15 protein-coding genes and 1 pseudogene are annotated in these 15,845 nt (G+C 65.5%); 11 read left to right on the plus strand and 5 right to left on the minus strand.

The genetic code is table 11. From position 1 onward, the window contains the following. The 9 genes and pseudogenes from ACFDR9_RS08875 to ACFDR9_RS08915 form a co-directional block, all read left to right on the plus strand. Positions 1 to 285 (plus strand): annotated as a pseudogene (locus ACFDR9_RS08875) (hypothetical protein); the annotation flags it as partial. Then, positions 285 to 2,474 carry a secretin N-terminal domain-containing protein gene (locus ACFDR9_RS08880; RefSeq protein WP_409030775.1) on the plus strand — a complete coding sequence of 730 codons (2,190 nt, stop codon included), beginning with the start codon at positions 285 to 287 and terminating at the stop codon, positions 2,472 to 2,474. The pseudogene ACFDR9_RS08875 and the gene ACFDR9_RS08880, both read left to right, overlap by 1 nt. Next, positions 2,471 to 2,959 carry a type II secretion system protein gene (locus tag ACFDR9_RS08885; RefSeq protein ID WP_409030776.1) on the plus strand — a complete coding sequence of 163 codons (489 nt, stop codon included), beginning with the start codon at positions 2,471 to 2,473 and terminating at the stop codon, positions 2,957 to 2,959. Before ACFDR9_RS08880 ends, ACFDR9_RS08885 begins: the two co-directional genes overlap by 4 nt. Then, positions 2,934 to 3,332, plus strand: a complete 399-nt coding sequence (locus tag ACFDR9_RS08890; RefSeq protein WP_409030777.1) for a type II secretion system protein — start codon at positions 2,934 to 2,936, stop codon at positions 3,330 to 3,332. Before ACFDR9_RS08885 ends, ACFDR9_RS08890 begins: the two co-directional genes overlap by 26 nt. Further along, positions 3,332 to 3,829, plus strand: a complete 498-nt coding sequence (locus tag ACFDR9_RS08895) for a type II secretion system protein (RefSeq protein ID WP_409030778.1) — start codon at positions 3,332 to 3,334, stop codon at positions 3,827 to 3,829. Before ACFDR9_RS08890 ends, ACFDR9_RS08895 begins: the two co-directional genes overlap by 1 nt. 120 nt (positions 3,830 to 3,949) lie before the next feature. Then, complete coding sequence (locus ACFDR9_RS08900; protein ID WP_017874520.1) at positions 3,950 to 4,177, plus strand: RHS repeat domain-containing protein; 228 nt, start codon at positions 3,950 to 3,952, stop codon at positions 4,175 to 4,177. A gap of 127 nt (positions 4,178 to 4,304) precedes the next feature. Next, positions 4,305 to 10,460, plus strand: a complete 6,156-nt coding sequence (locus ACFDR9_RS08905; protein WP_409030779.1) for an RHS repeat-associated core domain-containing protein — start codon at positions 4,305 to 4,307, stop codon at positions 10,458 to 10,460. Further along, positions 10,460 to 10,936, plus strand: coding sequence for a hypothetical protein (locus ACFDR9_RS08910; RefSeq protein WP_409030780.1), 477 nt, complete (start codon positions 10,460 to 10,462; stop codon positions 10,934 to 10,936). Before ACFDR9_RS08905 ends, ACFDR9_RS08910 begins: the two co-directional genes overlap by 1 nt. Positions 10,937 to 11,100: 164 nt before the next feature. Next, the gene (locus ACFDR9_RS08915) at positions 11,101 to 11,397 is read left to right on the plus strand and encodes a hypothetical protein (protein ID WP_081611716.1); all 297 of its coding nucleotides are present in this window, start codon (positions 11,101 to 11,103) and stop codon (positions 11,395 to 11,397) included. Between the two features lie 97 nt (positions 11,398 to 11,494). Here ACFDR9_RS08915 and ACFDR9_RS08920 read toward each other — a convergent pair whose 3' ends face one another. The 3 genes from ACFDR9_RS08920 to ACFDR9_RS08930 all read right to left on the minus strand — a co-directional run bounded on the left by ACFDR9_RS08920 (position 11,495) and on the right by ACFDR9_RS08930 (position 13,562). Then, complete coding sequence (locus ACFDR9_RS08920; RefSeq protein WP_409030781.1) at positions 11,495 to 11,749, minus strand: type II toxin-antitoxin system HicA family toxin; 255 nt, start codon at positions 11,747 to 11,749, stop codon at positions 11,495 to 11,497. Next, a complete protein-coding gene (locus tag ACFDR9_RS08925) occupies positions 11,746 to 12,009 on the minus strand; it encodes a DUF1902 domain-containing protein (RefSeq protein ID WP_409030782.1) in 264 nt (87 codons plus the stop codon). The genes ACFDR9_RS08920 and ACFDR9_RS08925 overlap by 4 nt, the downstream gene beginning before the upstream one ends. A 182-nt stretch (positions 12,010 to 12,191) precedes the next feature. Then, positions 12,192 to 13,562, minus strand: a complete 1,371-nt coding sequence (locus ACFDR9_RS08930) for a leucine-rich repeat-containing protein kinase family protein (RefSeq protein WP_409030783.1) — start codon at positions 13,560 to 13,562, stop codon at positions 12,192 to 12,194. A gap of 198 nt (positions 13,563 to 13,760) precedes the next feature. Here ACFDR9_RS08930 and ACFDR9_RS08935 point away from each other — a divergent pair, with 198 nt between their 5' ends. Then, on the plus strand, positions 13,761 to 14,063 hold the full coding sequence (locus tag ACFDR9_RS08935) for a hypothetical protein (RefSeq protein WP_409030784.1): 303 nt from the start codon (positions 13,761 to 13,763) through the stop codon (positions 14,061 to 14,063). 84 nt (positions 14,064 to 14,147) lie between these two features. Next, positions 14,148 to 14,375 (plus strand): hypothetical protein, encoded by a 228-nt coding sequence (locus ACFDR9_RS08940; RefSeq protein WP_026132363.1) that lies wholly within the window; start codon positions 14,148 to 14,150, stop codon positions 14,373 to 14,375. An 11-nt stretch (positions 14,376 to 14,386) separates the two neighbouring features. Here ACFDR9_RS08940 and ACFDR9_RS08945 read toward each other — a convergent pair whose 3' ends face one another. Both ACFDR9_RS08945 and ACFDR9_RS08950 read right to left on the minus strand, forming a co-directional pair. Continuing rightward, a complete protein-coding gene (locus ACFDR9_RS08945; protein ID WP_409030785.1) occupies positions 14,387 to 15,238 on the minus strand; it encodes a DMT family transporter in 852 nt (283 codons plus the stop codon). An 18-nt stretch (positions 15,239 to 15,256) separates the two neighbouring features. Further along, a complete protein-coding gene (locus tag ACFDR9_RS08950) occupies positions 15,257 to 15,844 on the minus strand; it encodes an XRE family transcriptional regulator (RefSeq protein WP_017874529.1) in 588 nt (195 codons plus the stop codon). Position 15,845 lies beyond the last annotated feature (1 nt).

Below are 15,845 nucleotides of genomic sequence, written 5' to 3' on the forward strand. Positions count from 1 at the left end.
GTTGCTGTTTTGTGTGCATCTCCTTCCCCATTCCCCCCCCCCTCCGTGGCCCCGGCGCCGCCGCAGGCGCCGGCGCTGCCCTTCGAGTACCTCGGCCGCACCGAAGTGGCGGGCCGGTCCGGTGTCGTGCGGGTGCACCTGCGCCGCGGCAATGAGGTTTTTTCCGTCTCCGAGGGCGGCAATATCGACGAGCACTACCTGCTGTATGCAATTGGCCCCGATGCGCTGCAAATCGACTACCTGCCGATGGCGGCGCGACAAACACTAGTTATTGGAATCAAATAATGCGACTACGATTGTGGGGCGCCGCGGGCGTCCTGGCCATGCTCAGCGGATGCGCGGCGCAAATGTTGCATCGCTCCGGCATGGACCTGCTGGGCGACGGCAAGCCGGAAGCCGGGCTGGCGGCGCTGGCCCGGGCGGTGCAGGCGGCGCCGCAGGACGTCGAAATCCGCAAGGATTTTTACACGTCCAAGTTCACCGTCGTCAGCCGGTTCCTGGCCGCCGCGCAGGCGCACCAGGAGCGCGGCGACGCCGCCGCCGCCCAGGCCGAGCTGGCCAAGGTGCTCGAACTCGATCCGGCCAATGTACAGGCCCGGCAGGGCTTGTACCGCCTGCGGCGCGGCCAGCAGCACGAGCAGGCGCTGGCGACGGCCAGGACCGCGCTGCGCGATGGCGACAGCGAACGGGCGCTGTCGATGGTCAACATGGTGCTGGCCGAAGAGCCCGGCCACGGCGCCGCCAAGGTCCTCAAGCGCGACGTCGAGGAACCGCTGTTTCGCGAACACTTCCAGGAAATCAGCCTGAAGGATGCGCAGTCCAAGCCGATCAACCTCGACTTCCGCGACGTCAGCGTGCGCATGGTGCTCGAAGCGCTGTCGCAGATCAGCGGCATCAGCTTCCTCGTCGACAAGGAGATTGCCGCCGATCTGCGCACGACGGTGGTGCTGAAGAACGCCGAGATCGACGAGGTGGTCAACCTCATTTTGCGCAACAACCAGTTGCGCAGCAAGGTGTTGAACAAGAAAACCGTGCAGGTGTACCCGGACACGGCCGAAAAACGCAAGGAGTACCAGGAGCTGGTGGTGCGCGCCTTCTATCTGCAGGACGCCAGCGCCGCGCAGATCCAGAGCGTGCTCAAGGGGCTGTTGCGCATGAAGGATATCGTCATCGACGAGCGTCTGAACCTGGTGACGGTGCGCGACACGCCCGAAGCGGTGCGCCTGGCCGAACGGCTGGTCGCGCTGCACGACCTGGCCGAGCCGGAAGTGATGCTGGAGTTGGAAGTGCTCGAGGTGCAGCGCGAGGATTTGTTGAAGCTGGGCGTGCAGTGGCCGAACCAGCTCGGCGTCATTCCGCTGGGCGCGGGCGGCAGTGTCTTGACGATAGACGACCTGCGCAATCTAAACTCGTCCAAGCTGGGCCTGTCGTTTACCAATCCGTCGGTGAGCCTGCGCCAGGATGTCGGCGTCTCGAACCTGCTGGCCAATCCGCGCATCCGCGTGCACAACCGGGAAAAGGCCAGCATCCTGATCGGCGACAAGGTGCCGGTCATCACCACGACGTCGACCGCGACCGGTTTCGTCGCCGAGAACGTCCAGTACCTCGACGTCGGCCTGAAGCTGGCGGCCGAGCCGCTGATCCATCCGTCGGACGACGTTTCCCTGCGCCTGAGCCTGGAAGTGAGTTCGATCGCCAGCCAGGTGTCGACCCCGAACGGCACGCTGGCCTACCAGGTCGGCACCCGCAACGCCTCCACCTTCCTGCGCCTGCACAACGGCGAGACCCAGGTGCTGGCGGGGCTGATCAGCGACCAGGACCGGCGCTCGGCCAGCGGCATTCCCGGCTTGAGCAAGCTGCCGATCATCGGCCGGCTGTTTTCGGCGCCGTCCGACAGCCGCTCGAAAACCGAGATCGTGCTGTCGGTCACGCCCCGCGTGGTGCGCAGCGTCGCCCGCCCGCAGGCGCAGGCGGTGGAATTCTGGTCCGGCACCGAAAACGGACTGAGCGTCAGGCCCCTGCGGCTGTCGGCCGAGCCGCGGCCGGCCGCCGACGCCGGCGCGGCCCCGCTGCGCGCCGACGGCGCCGCGCCCAAGGCGGCCGAGCCGCCGCAATATTTGTGGAGCGGGCCGAACCAGGTCAGGGCGGGCGAGGACTTTACGCTGTCGCTGCGCGTCAAGGCCTCGGGCTCTCCGGCGCCGGTGCAACTGCTCTACGACAGGGCGGCGTTCGAACTCGTCGAGACCATTCCCGCCGCCGCCGCCGCCGCCGCCGCACTGCCGGACGGCGGCGCCGGGCGCCTCGACCTGAACCTGGCCCAGGCGATGAACGGCAGCGCCGAGATCGACGCCACGCTGCTGACGCTGAAACTGAAAGCCAAAGCGTCGTCCGGCGCGGCGGCGCTGCAGGTGGTGGGCGCCGGCAACGCGGCCGGCGCCGCGCTGTCCGCCTATCGCGTCACTATCGCGCCATGAGCGGCGGCGCGGCATGGCGGCGGCGCGGCGGCTTTACCATCATCGAACTGCTGGTGACGGTGGCGCTGGTGTCGATCATGGCCAGCGCCGCCATTCCGGCCGGCGAACTGATCGTCCAGCGCGCGCGCGAACGCGAACTCAGGGAAGTGCTGCGCGCGATGCGCGCCGCGATCGACGAGTACAAGAAGGCCAGCGACCAGGGGCGTATCGCCAGGGCCGTCGGCGAATCGGGTTATCCGAGGCAGCTGGGCGACCTGCTCGGCGCGCGCGACCAGAAAGACCCGAACGGCGCCACGCTGCGCTTCCTGCGCCGCCTGCCACGCAATCCGCTCAACGCGGACCTGGCTGTGCCGGCGCAGCAGACCTGGGGCTTGCGCAGCTACGCGTCCGAGCACGCCCATCCGCAGCCGGGCCGGGACGTGTTCGACGTCTATCCACTCACGCAGGGAAAGGGGATCAATGGTGTGCCATACAAGCAGTGGTAGGGGCGGCGCGGCCGGCTTCACGATACTCGAACTGCTGGTGGTGCTGAGCATTATCGGCACCTTGCTGTCGCTGGCCGCGCCGCGCTATTTCCGCAGCATGGAAAAGACCAAGGAGGCCGTGCTGCGCGAGAATTTGAACACGCTGCGTTCTACCCTCGACCGCTACTACGCGGACCTGGGGGTCTATCCGGCGTCGCTCGAGGAGCTGGTCGGCAAGCGCTATCTGCGCAAGATTCCCGAGGATCCCTTGACCGGCAGCGCGGCGACCTGGGTGGTGGTGGCAGCCGAGGACAAGGCGCAAGGCGTGGTGTCGGACATCCGCAGCGGCGCCCCGGGCAAGGGCCACGACGGCGTCGACTACCGGCAGTGGTGATGCAAGCCGGCCCGCAGCGCGGCTTCACCTACCTCGCGGTGCTGTTCGCCGTGGCGATCAGCAGCATCGTGCTCGGCGGCGCGCTGGCGATGTGGTCGATCGACGAGCGGCGCGACCGCGAAGCCGAACTGCTGTTTGCGGGGGGGCAGGTGCGCCAGGCGATCGCCAGCTACTACGAGGGCACGCCGGGCGCCGACAAGCACTATCCGGCCAACCTGAACGAGCTGCTGGCCGACAGCCGCGTCACGCCGGCGCGGCACCACCTGCGCCGGCTGTATGCCGATCCCATCACGGGTGCGCCGTGGGCGCTGGTGCGTGGCGCCGGCGGCGGCGTCATGGGCGTCTACAGCCCGTCGGCCGGGGCGCCGCTGAAACGCGCCAACTTCGGCGAAAGCGACGCCCTGTTTGCCGGCAAGACCCAATACGCCGACTGGAAATTCGTCTACCAAACGGCGCACAACCGCAACGAGCCGGCGGTGATTTTGCCATGGCGGTGATAGGCAGGCGGCGCCGCCGGCTATCAGAGTTGGTAGTTCCGCCGCTGGTGCATTTCTGAAATACTGATGAGGTCGGGAGTGGAGAAGCGTGCTCCATTCGACTATCTACGGGAGATGCACATGAGGGCGGTACTTTCCAAATTCAGCGGCGGCGTGCTGCGCAACACCATGGCCGGCGCGGCGTTATCCCTGGTCGCGGCAACGGTGTTCGCGGCCTCCGCCACCTACACCTACGACAGCTTGAGCCGCATTAGCAAAATCACCTATAGCAACGGGGTCGTCATTACCTACACCTACGATGCGGCCGGCAACCGCACCACTTACGTGGTGACCGGCGCGCCAAGCTGAGCGTCCCCGCCCCGTAGTTTTACATTCGTTGTACCAGGACGCCCTGTCGCGCGACAGGGCGGCGGCGTCCTGCCGTCTGCATAAAACAAAGGGTGCAAGCACTTGCATCGACACAAGGGGAACGGACATGCGATACACACTCAGACCGACCGGGATGCTGCTTGCGCTCGCCTGCGCAGGCGGCGTCCAGGCGCAGGGCAACACCACCTTCGGCCAGGCGCCGGCGATTGCCTACGACGAGGCGGCGCCGGGCGAGCGCGCCGGCAAGGCCGGCAGCGCCGGCGCCGGCACTCAACAGCCAGGCTATAGCCGGGCCATCATGGCGCCGGTGTCGCCGGCGCAATCCGAGCAGGCGATTTGGGCGCGCACGCCGGCGCGCATGAACCTGGGCGTGGCGCCGCAGGCGGCGCGGCCCAAGAGCGGGGCCAAGGGCACGCTCGGCACCCTGCGCATCGGCGGCGACGCGGCGCCCGCGGGACCGGCCTCGATCCCCGAACTGGCGCGCGCCTTGCGCGGCAACCCGGACCTGATCTATGAATACGTGCGCAACAACATCGAGTACGTGCCGACCTGGGGCCATTTGAAGGGCGGCTACGGCGCCTTGCTCGACAACCAGGGCACCGCCTTCGACCAGGCGGCGCTGATGATCGCGCTGCTGCGCCAGTCGGGCTACACGGCCAGCTTCGTCAAGGGCCGCGTCAACCTGACCGCCGCGCAAGTGCACGACTGGCTGGGCGTCGATACGAGCAAGGTGTGCGCGGTGCTGAACCTGATGGGATCGGCGCAAATCCCGGTGGCGTCGGTCACCGCGACGGCCGCCGGCAGCTGCCCGGGTTCGACCGCGGCATTGCACAGCATGAAGTTCGACCACGTGTGGGTCAAGGTGAACATCGGCGGCACTTTCTATTACTTCGATCCGAGCTACAAGGCGCACACCTTCAAGCCGGGCATCAACGTGGCGGCGGCGGCGGGCTACAACGCCAGCGGTTTCCTGAGCGGCGCCACCACGGGCGCCGTGGTGACCGCCGATTACGTGCAGGGCCTGAATCGCGGCAATGTGCGCGGCAACCTCACCAGCTACGCCAACAACCTGGCCACCCACCTGCGCGCCAACTACCCGGCGGGCACGCTCGACGACGTCGTCGGCGGCATGAGCATCGTCCCGCACGCCGGCAGCGCGCTGCGCCAGGCCAGCTTGCCGTACCAGGACACGACCGTCGCGCTGACCGAATGGAGCGCCGACGTGCCGGCCAATTACAAGCCGACCCTGCGCGTGCAGTACCAGGGCATCGACAGCACCTTCAGCTCGGACGCCATCTATGGCCGCCGTCTGAGCATCAGCTACAACGCCTCGAACCAGCCGGTGCTTTCGCTCGACGGCGCGGCGCTGGCGACGGGCACGGCCACCACGCCCGGCACCTACGGCACCGTCTCCTTCGTCGTCACCCACGGCGCCTACGCCCAGACCTTCGCCAACCAGTCGTTTACCCAGCAGATCAAGGCCGGCGGTACCTTCCTGATCGGTAACGGATGGGGACCCGCCGGGCGCGGCCCGGTCGACCTGCACCGCGGCCGCCTCGACGAGGCACTGGCCGCCGGTGCGGCCGCCGGCTCCGAAGCGGTGCTCGGTTCGACGCTGGCGGTGCTGTCGTCGAGCTGGCTCGGCCAGGTCAACCATTCCACCTACATCACCGACCGGCTGGCGAAGACCAACACCTTGTTCCACCACCAGGTCGGCATTGCCGGTTATAACACCGCCGCTTTCGTCGACTTGCCGGGCAATATGCTCAGCGTCGTGAGCCAGGAAGGCAACGTCGGCAAGGAAGCGGCCGTGTTCTTCAGCTCGTCGATGTATTCGAGCATCTTCGAGTCCACCGCCGTGCAGCAAACCACCGGCGGCAGCGCCGTCTCGACGGTCAAGCTGATCGACCAGGCCGTGGCGGCCAACGACAAGATCTTCGACGGCACGGCCGCCAACTTCGCCTCGGCGGTCCAGCCGAACCTGGTTGGCTGCGCCAGCTGGTTGGCCGGCTTCCAGAGTGCGGTCGCGGCCGGGCGGCGCCTGATTTTGCCGGCCCGCTGCAACCTGACCGAGGGCAGTTGGACCGGGGCGGGCTACTTCAGCGTGCTGGTCAACGCCAGCGGTTCGAGCATCGGCGCCATCATTGGCGGCGGCATGGCGGGCGGCTTCTCCACCAGCCCGCTGGCGCCGGCCACCACGGCCGGCAACACGCTGATCAATTCGGTGAGCCCGTTCACGCTGAAGCCGGCCACCGGCTCGGCCTGGGGCGATCCGATCGATATGACCAAAGGCCACTACCTGCACCTGCAGAGCGACCTGACCACGGGCGTCGACGAGTTCCCGCTCAGCCTTAAATTCGCGCGCACCTATACGTCCGGTAACAGGACGCAGGACGGCGCGCTCGGCAAAGGCTGGAGCAGCAATATGTTCGCCAGCGTGGCGGTCGGCTCCGATGGCTTCCAGGGCATGGGCGAGGACTCGGCGCTGGACGCGGTCGGCGCGATCGCCGCGAAGCTGGTCTCGCTCGACCTGATGACGGACACCGCCAAGCCGTTGACCAATATGGTGCTTGCAACGCTGAGCCAGCGCTGGTTCGGCGAACAGATCATCAACAACACGGTGGTGGTCAAGCAGGGCTTGAACGGCGAAGTGTTCGTCAAGCTGCCCGGCGGCCAGTTCAACAGCCCGCAAGGCAATGCCGCCAAGCTGGGCGTCAACGTCGATGGCACGTATTTCTACGAAACGCTCAACAAGGCCGTACTCAGCTATGACAGCGCGGGCAAGCTGGCCACCTATACCCACCCGGCCGGCATCGCGGTCAGGTATGTGTACAGCGGCCGCCTGTTGACGCAGGTGAGCAATAGCGTCGGCCGCTCGCTCACCATCACCCATGTCGGCGGGCGCGTCAGTTCGGTCTCCGACGGCGCGCGCACCGTCAACTTCACCTACGACGGCAGCGGCAACCTGGCGACGTCGAAGGACGCGATGAGCCAGACCACGACCTACCAGTACGATCTGCCGGGCCGCTTGACCAAGGTCTTCTATCCGGCCAACCCGACGCTCGCCGCGCTGACCAATGTGTACGACACGCTGGGACGGGTACAGACCCAGACCAATGTGCACGGCAAGCTGTACGACTACTACTTCGCCGGATCGCGCTCGGAGGAGGTGGGGCCGTATGGCCAGAGCCGCGTCTCCTACCTCGATGCCCAGGGCAAGATCCTGAAGTCGGTCGATCCGCTTGGCCGCGTCGACGTCACCACCTACGACGGGCACAGCCGTCCGACGCGGACGGTGATGCCTGAAGGCAATGCGATCGAGTACGTCTACGACGACGCGCCGTGCGCCGCGCAGCTGCGCTGCTCGCATAACGTGAAAACCGTGCGCCACTTGCCGAAACCGGGTTCGGGCTTGCCGATCCTGAGCGACAGCATGAGCTACGAAAGCGCCTTCAACAAGCTGGCCAGCGCCACCGACGCCATGTTGCGCACCACCAGTTATACCTACACGGCGCAGGGCAATCCCTTGACCGTCACGTCCCCGGCGGACAGCCTTGGCCAGCAGCCGACGACGACCTTTGCCTACACCGCCTTCACGGCGGCCGGCTTCCCGCCGTTCTATTTGCAGACCTCCGATACCAGCAAGATTTCGGCGAGCGCGACGGTGCTGCGCACGACGGCCTACAACGCCAGCAACAAGTACGTGCAGCAGTCGGTCACCACCGACGCCGGCACGGGCCAGTTGAACCTCACCACCACGTCCACCTATGACGGCGTCGGCAACCTGACGCTGGTGGACGGTCCGCGCGCCGACGTCAGCGATACGGTGGCGATCGCCTACAATGCGAACCGCCAGCCGATCCAGGTCACCGACGCGCTCGGCAAGATGGCCAGGAGCGTCTACGACGCCGACGGCCGCAAGGTGCGCAGCGCAACCCAGGTCGGACCGCAGTGGCTGGTGGCTTGCCACAGCTATTCGGCCAGCGGCAAGGTCTTGAAGAATTGGGGGCCGGCCACCATGGCGTCCGACGCCGCCTGCCCCGTTGCGGCCGCTCCTCTGTCGGTGACCGACTACAGTTACGACGACCTGGACCGGAACGTGCGCGTGGTCGAGAACTTGACCGCGGCCGAAGGCGGGAACCGGATCACGGACACCGCCTACTTCCTGGACAACAAGGTGCAGCTCGTCAGCCGCGCCGTCGGCACCGCGCTGGCCCAGCAGTATGCGCGTTACACCTACACGCCGAACGGCCAGATCGCCACCATCACGGACGCCAAGAACAACTTGACCACGCACGTGTACGACGGCCATGAGCGCAAGCTCAAGACGATGTACCCGGACAAGGTGACGGCCGGCGTTTCGTCCGCCACCGACGTCGAGCAGTTCGCGTATAACAATGCGGGCAACCTGACCAGCTACGTGAAACGCGGCGGCGAGACGGTCGCCGTCGGCTACGACAACCTGGGCCGCGTGCTCTCGCGTTCCTACCCGAACGCCGCCGAGAACGTCCAGTTCGGCTACGACCTGCTGTCGCGCCAGACGTCGGCGCGCTACGCCAACGGCAGTTTCGACATCAGCTCGGTGTTCGACAACGCCAGCCGCCTCACCAGCGTCAACGCGGGCGGGAAAGTGCTGGCGTATCTGTACGATGCGGCCGGCAACCGCGTCCGCACCACCTGGCCGGACGCCACGCCGTTCTACGTGAGCACCGACTACGACGCGCTGAACCGCCCCACCGCCATCAAGGAGATGGGCGGCGTGGCGCTGGCCACCTACGGCTACGACGACCTGTCGCGCCGCGCCACGCTGACGTTCGGCAACGCCACCAGCACCACGTACGGCTACAACACGCAAGGCGGCCTGGCCAGCGTGGCCCAAAACCTGGGCGGTACCGCGCAGGACAACACCTGGACGTTCACCCGCAACCAGGTGCAGGATCTGGCTGGGCATTCGTGGAGCAACGATATCTACCAGTGGAGCGGTTTCACCAACGGCAGCCGGAACTACACCGCCAACGGCCTGAACCAGTACACCGCGGCGGCCGGGGCGGCCATTGCGCACGATGCCAACGGCAATCTCAGCGGCACCGGCGTGTGGACCTATGCCTACGACGGCGACAACCGCCTGAAGTCGGCCAGCAAGGCCGGCCTGGCCGCGACGCTGGTCTATGATGCGCTGGGGCGCCTGCGTCAAAGCGTCATCGGCGCCGGCACCAAAAACTTCCTGTATTCGGGCAACATGATGGTCGGTGAATACGATGCGGCCGGCAACTTGCTGCAGCGCTATGTCCACGGCGCGGGGGCCGACGAGCCGCTGGTGCGCTACCAGGGCGCCACGACCGCCAACAAGAGCTGGTTGTATGCCGACCATCTGGGCTCGATCGTCGCCAACGCCGACAGCGCCGGCACGGCCAGCGCCACCATGGCTTACGGGCCGTTCGGCGAAGCCGCCGCCAGCAATGACGTGCGTTTCGGTTATACGGGGCAGTTGCATTTCGGCGAACTGGGCTTGTCTTACTACAAGGCGCGCTTCTACTCGCCGGCCATGGGCCGCTTCCTGCAGACCGATCCCGTCGGCACCGTTGACGGCTTGAACCTGTATGCCTATGTCGGCAACAATCCCGCCAACCGGACCGATCCGAGTGGCGCGGTGGCCGAAACCGTCTGGGATATCGCCAACCTGGTGATGGGCGGCGCTTCGCTGGCCTACAACATCAAGCAGGGCCACTATGGATGGGCCGCGGTGGATGCCGTCGGGCTGGTCTATGACGGCATCGCCACCGGTGTGCCGTTCCTGCCGGCGGGCGCCAGCGCGGGCCTGAAGGCATACCGCGCCGGCGTCGGCGTCAAGAATGCCGTGACGGTCGGCACCGACGTCGCGCATGTTGCCGCGGTGGCGCACCCGATCGCCAAAGCGGCCAGCACCACGACCCGGGCCGCGACCGAGGGCACGCAGATTCACCGCGCCACCGGCGCCGCGGTCGACCTGAGCGAAAACGCGCGCAACTTCCTGCCCGGCGCGAACCGGGCGAGCGGCATCCAGCCGGACGTGTCCTGGGCCAACGCGCCTGGCGTCTGGGCCGACTTGACCACGGCCGGCCAGTGGGGCGCGCACGTGAGGAAGTACGGCGCGAGCTTCGGCGAAGGGATTCCTTTGCTTTACGAGCGCGGAAAGGGCATGATTGACACTCTCAGGATTCGTCCCGGCGCGGGCGTGGGCTTGACCGCCATCGAGTCCGGCTATTTAGGTGTGTGCCAATAATGGGTTATCACGTATCAATCGTTCGTACCAAAAACGGGCAGCCTCTGCCCATCTCAAAAGATGAGGTGGAGGCGGCGCTCGCCGGCATGGGGGGGCGGCTGGCGATCGACCGGCAGCATACGGCCGGTGTGCAGCTGTTTGATACCGCCAAGGGCGACGGCAGCGAGTTGCTCATTCTCCAGGACGGCGAACTGTGGAGTAGTAGTCCCGGCGAACCGTTCGTCGCCTTGATGATCGAGTTGGCGCAGCGGCTCGGTGCGCGCGTGCGGGGCGAAGAGTTTGAAACCTACCGCAGCGTCGACGAGGTGTACGACCATCCCGACGACGCCGCCTTGCGCGGGCCCGCGCCCCGCCCCGACGCCGAGGTGAAGCGTTCGGCCGCCTGGGGGGAGTGGCGCGGTCGGCTCATCGCCGTCGGCATATGGATGTTGATCGGTTTGGTTTTTATCGTCGGCAGCAAATTGTTCGGCGCTTGATACGCTAATCGCTGTAAAGCAAGAACGCCCGGTGCCGCTTACCGGGCGTTTTGCATTCGGTTTTTCTTCCATAAGTTAGCCATCTCACGCTCGGAAGAGGTTGCGGTTCCAATTTAGGCCCGATAGCGGTATATTGGCGCGCTGACAACCACGAGGAACTCAGCATGCAAGATGATTTTAAGCCTGCAGCACCGCAACAAGCTGGCGAACCCACAGCGCGTAGCCAGTTCTACAATCCCGGGAAATTACTCGACAAGGTGAGCGAACAGTTGAGGGTTAGCAACGACGCAGCCTTGTCTCGCGTGTTGAAAATCGCCGCTCCCGTCATCAGCAAGATTCGTCACGGCCATTTGCCTGTGCGGGCATTTTTCTTGCTGCGCATGAACGAGGTCAGCGGCCTGTCCATCGTCGAACTGTGCGCCGTCCTGGGCGACCGCCGACGCAAGTTTCGAATGGCGTAGGCCGATACTGGCGCGCCGCATGTGGAAAGGGGGCTGGGCGGTTTTGTCCAGTGTAACGGCCTGGTAAGCGACAATTATCTTGACGGGTAGGCGACAACTAGTACGACACCGGCGGCCGGCTGTCTTGGAGTGATGGGCGTAAAAAAGCCCGCTCTGGGCGGGCTTGGAATCGATGATCTATCTTGCAGTCCTTCATGATTCCATTTGCAGTATGGCGAGACGCGCAATTGAACGGAACAATTTGATGGTGAGTGCCTTTGCACCAAATCTCATGAGACCCCTTTCCTTGTCGAAAGAACTCGTAGCCATGCTTTTTCAGGAGCTCCGTGACAAGTCTGTAATACCCATTCATCCAGGGTAGAGTCGCAGATCCGTCACTGGCTGCGCGACTGGCTGGGAATGAAGTTGCAGCGAAAGAAGTTCCACTGTTGCCAGATTAAGTTCTTTCACGAGCTCGTCCATTGTCGGCGCCTCGCACACCAAGCCCTTGAGATCCCCGCTCGTTGCAACGTAAACTCCGGCATCCTGGTCGTGCAAGAGGTTGACTCTCAGCTTCAGGGGGATGCCCAGCCTAGCGGCCTGTTTCCAGAACGGAAAACCGATCCTGTACATAACTATCCCCCTAATACCATCAAAATAAAAGATGTTTCGCACGTTGCAGACGTACTTAAATTACGAATTTAGTATAGCTCCTAGCAGAGTTTAATGCCCATACAACTCAAAATTTAGCTCGATAGTATAGCGGCTTAGCTCACGTTGTAGAGGTGCTACCGTGAGGCTTGCGCTGCGTCAGGTCACCCAAAGAGGACGCTGTAGAGGGGGGGCTCGATACCAGGTGTGGCGCGAACAGCATGTTGAGACAAGGTCCGTTCGATTTCCCCAAACAACGGTCTCAACGCCATGTCTTCGTTCAGGCAGGCGGCGCTCAATTGTTCCAGCCCTTGCACGACCTGTTGCGACTGGGCCGGCGCGGCGCAGCGTTCGAGTAACTCTTCCAGCAGAAAGCCGAACGCCCGCACTTCTAGTCGCTGCAGCGCCGCCGCGTGCGGCGCTTGTGGGTCGTAGAAGGATGCGGCGCCGAAGTCGCCCAGCAGGGCGCGGCCTTGCTGGCAATGCAGGATGTTGTGGCCGTACAAGTCGCCGTGCATGATGCCGCGGCGGTGCAGGTGCGTGGCCGCCGACGCGATACCGCGGGCGATGCCAAACAGCGCGTCGAGGTCGAATTGCTTGCCGCTCGGGTAGATGTCGCGCGTGCACGAGTCCAAGTTCGGCGGCCCCGCCAGATTGCCGAATTGCGGATCGATCAGCGCCATCACCAGGCCGTGCACGTCGGCCGGGTGGTCTTTCACTTGGCCTTGCACCGGGATCAGGTTCGGATGGGCGCCGGCGCTGATGCAGGCCGCCATTTCGCAGCGCGGCAAGCCGTCGCTGGTCACCGAGCCCTTGAACAGTTTGACGGCGACGGCGTGCGTGTCGTCGCCGCGCCGGTGCGCGGCCCGATGGATGACGCCGGATGCGCCTTCGCCCAATTGATCCTGGATCTGCAATTGCTGCCAGGCGATGCCGCTGATCGGCGTGTCGGCCAGCGCGGCGATTTCGCGCTTTTCGCAGAAGGGGTTGCCGGCGTACGCCAGCCACGTCAGGCGTGGCAGTTGCAGCAGCCAGTCCGGCAGTTCGGTCAAGCGGTTGGCGGCGATGCGCAGCAATTCCAGGCGGGTGCAGGCGGCCAATTGCGCCGGCAGCGTGCGCAGTTGGTTGCCGGCGAGCATCAGCTTCTGGAGTTGGGCGCAGGCGCCTATCCCGGCGGGCAATTCGGCTATCTGGTTGTCGGTCAGGACCAGCCAACGCAGCGCCGCCGGCAGCGACTTGGCCGATACCGTGTGGATACGGTTGGCCTTGAATCCGACCATGCTTAACCGGGGGCAACGGCCCAGCACCTCGGGCAGTTCGGTGAATTGGTTGTCCGAACAGAAAATGATGCGCAGCTTGCCCAGGCGCGACAAATCATCGGGCAGCGTCGACAGGGCGTTGCCGGACAGGTCGAGGATTTCGAGTGTGTCGGCCAGCGCGAAGATCTCGCGCGGGAACTCGGTCAGGCCGCAAGCCAGTTGCAGGCGTTGAATGCCCATCAGTTTTCCGCTGCGTAGCTGGTCGAGGGTGTGCATGGGCAGATGGCCGGAGGCTGGTAAACGTAGGAGCGCCGCAGTTTACCACTCGCGACTATGTCCAGCGGCAAATCCGGCGCAGCCATGGTTGTTGTATTGACACGACGTTGAGTAATTGATACTGAAATATTGTTGATATTTATCAAAAGCTTAAATATTTCCCAATCGCAAAATGGATTCAACCTAAGGGAGGTAGTCATGAGCGAGCAACGGGCAAGTAGCGCTTCTGCGGCTTTATGCAGATGGGAAATCGTTCAATATGGAATTGAACTGGCCGCCGTGCAGGGGGAGCGCCAGGCCGAGGCCTATATGACCGAACAGGGCATCGGCAGCGAGGTAATTTTCCGCGTGTTAAACCAGCCGGATAACCGGCGCGAGGGCAACGTCAATGCCGAGGAGTTCAGGCTCAGGCGCTGCGTCTGGCTGCTGTTTAGCTATTGGCGCGGAGCCACCCTGATACGCGGGCGGGGCGATCGCGGCGTCGCGCAGGGCGCTGATTGAGCCGAATCGGAATGTCCTGGCCGGCGCGGTGTAAAATTCGTCCGCCGCAGTGAGGCGGCGCACACGCTTAAAGGAAGAACCAGAATGACCGTATTTGCCATGTCCGTATTCGACGCCACCATCGTCCAGGACGGAAACGAGCTGTTCAAGGGCCGCGGCTCGGCCACCCAATGGGCCGAGCGGGTCGCCGCCGAGTTGAAAATTGAAGTGACGGTCGAGAAATTGGGCAACGGCTGGGTGCTGCGCGGCCGGGTCGACGGCGTCGATTGCGTTTGGGCCGTGTACGGCCAGCGCATCAAGCGCCTCGACTGACGCCCCCGGCGTCATCGGCGCGCGGCCAGCAGGCCCGAGCCGACGATCAGCAGCATCGCCAGCAGCGCTTCCCAGCGCAAGGCATCGCCCCACAGCCAGACCCCGAGCAGCGCCGAAAACACCACGGTGAGGTAGGCGAGGCTGGCCACCAAGTATTTGCGGCCACGCTGGTAGGCGTGCGTCATCGCCAGTTGGCCCAGCAGGCCGAACAGGCCCACCCCGAGCAGCGGCCAGACGTTGTCCGCGCCGACCGGTGAGAAGCCCGGACCGGCCACCAGCCAGGCCAGGCCGAAAAGGCTGGAGATGGCGAAGAACCAGAACACGGTGCGCCATGACGGTTCGCCCAGCAGGCCCAGCTCGTATACTTGCAGCAGGGTGAAGGCGCCGAGCACGCCCGAGGCCAGGCCGACCAGGCCGGCCAGCCATTGTTCCGCCGTCAGCGAGGGCCGCAGCAGCAGCGCGATGCCGGCAAACCCGAGTAGCAGGGCCAGCAGGATCAGCGGCGTCGGCCGTTCGCGCAGCTTGAGCGTGCACAGCACCGCGAAGGCCAGCGACGAGGTGTAGCTGAGCGTGACGGCGGTCGACAGCGGCAGGTGGGTCAGGGCGTAGAACGTCGCCAGCAGCGCCAGGTAGCCGACCAGGCTGCGGCGGGCGTGCGCGCCCCAATGCGCGCTCCATGGCGAGTGGCCGCGCCAAGCCATCGCGCCGCCCAGGCACAGCGCGCCGATGCTGGTGCGCCAGAACAGCAGTTCGACCGCGCCGAAGGCGCCGGCGCCCCATTTCACGCAGGCGCTCATCAGCGCGAAACACAGCGCCGCCACTACCATCCAGCCGGAGCCGAGGCCTTGCCGCTTGCTATTCACCGGCGCGTCCTGGCATCGTTAGCGCCGCACCAGGGCGATCAGGTAGCGGCAGGGCGTCTCGCCCGGGTTGAGGAAGGTGCAGTCTTCGGGCGAGCCCAGTTGCAGGCAGTCGCCGGCCTCCAGCCGGTGCTCCAGCGCGCCTTCGATGAACACCAGCGTGCCCTGCATAACAATGATCTGTTCGTGGTGGAAGCTGAACGCGCTGGCCGGGTAGGGCACGCGCACGCGCGCCGGCAATTCGATTTCCAGGTGCTCCAGCACGCCGCCGCCGGGCGGCGATATGGTGCGCCGGGTGTAGCCGGTTCCGGGGTCGCGCCACACCACCTGCTCGGCGCGCCGGCTGACGCGTTTGCCGGACTGCTCCGCCAGCGCCAGCAGCACCGACAGCGCCAGGCCCAGCGCGCCGGACAGGCGCCCCAGCACCGTGGCCGTCGGGCTGGCCTCGCCGCGCTCGATCTTGCTGATCATCGCCTTGGACACGCCGGAGCGCTCCGCCAGGTCCGTTAGCGACCAGTTGCGCGCGGCGCGTTCGCGCTTGACGCGTTGGGCGATGGCCAGCGTCAGGTCGTTCGGCGCCGCCGCGTCGCCGGTATCGGTGGCGCTCATC

It is taken from the genome of Janthinobacterium sp. CG_23.3 (assembly GCF_046115965.1).
In the GTDB taxonomy this organism is placed as follows: domain Bacteria; phylum Pseudomonadota; class Gammaproteobacteria; order Burkholderiales; family Burkholderiaceae_D; genus Janthinobacterium.

Coding starts and splice junctions, on each gene's coding strand:
- ACFDR9_RS08930 (WP_409030783.1), bottom strand. CDS start 13,562: ATGCACACCCTCGACCAGCTACGCAGCGGAAAACTGATGGGCATTCAA.
- ACFDR9_RS08900 (WP_017874520.1), top strand. CDS start 3,950: ATGAGGGCGGTACTTTCCAAATTCAGCGGCGGCGTGCTGCGCAACACC.
- ACFDR9_RS08935 (WP_409030784.1), top strand. CDS start 13,761: ATGAGCGAGCAACGGGCAAGTAGCGCTTCTGCGGCTTTATGCAGATGG.
- ACFDR9_RS08920 (WP_409030781.1), bottom strand. CDS start 11,749: ATGAATGGGTATTACAGACTTGTCACGGAGCTCCTGAAAAAGCATGGC.
- ACFDR9_RS08925 (WP_409030782.1), bottom strand. CDS start 12,009: ATGTACAGGATCGGTTTTCCGTTCTGGAAACAGGCCGCTAGGCTGGGC.
- ACFDR9_RS08895 (WP_409030778.1), top strand. CDS start 3,332: ATGCAAGCCGGCCCGCAGCGCGGCTTCACCTACCTCGCGGTGCTGTTC.
- ACFDR9_RS08910 (WP_409030780.1), top strand. CDS start 10,460: ATGGGTTATCACGTATCAATCGTTCGTACCAAAAACGGGCAGCCTCTG.
- ACFDR9_RS08890 (WP_409030777.1), top strand. CDS start 2,934: ATGGTGTGCCATACAAGCAGTGGTAGGGGCGGCGCGGCCGGCTTCACG.
- ACFDR9_RS08905 (WP_409030779.1), top strand. CDS start 4,305: ATGCGATACACACTCAGACCGACCGGGATGCTGCTTGCGCTCGCCTGC.
- ACFDR9_RS08950 (WP_017874529.1), bottom strand. CDS start 15,844: ATGAGCGCCACCGATACCGGCGACGCGGCGGCGCCGAACGACCTGACG.
- ACFDR9_RS08915 (WP_081611716.1), top strand. CDS start 11,101: ATGCAAGATGATTTTAAGCCTGCAGCACCGCAACAAGCTGGCGAACCC.
- ACFDR9_RS08880 (WP_409030775.1), top strand. CDS start 285: ATGCGACTACGATTGTGGGGCGCCGCGGGCGTCCTGGCCATGCTCAGC.
- ACFDR9_RS08940 (WP_026132363.1), top strand. CDS start 14,148: ATGACCGTATTTGCCATGTCCGTATTCGACGCCACCATCGTCCAGGAC.
- ACFDR9_RS08885 (WP_409030776.1), top strand. CDS start 2,471: ATGAGCGGCGGCGCGGCATGGCGGCGGCGCGGCGGCTTTACCATCATC.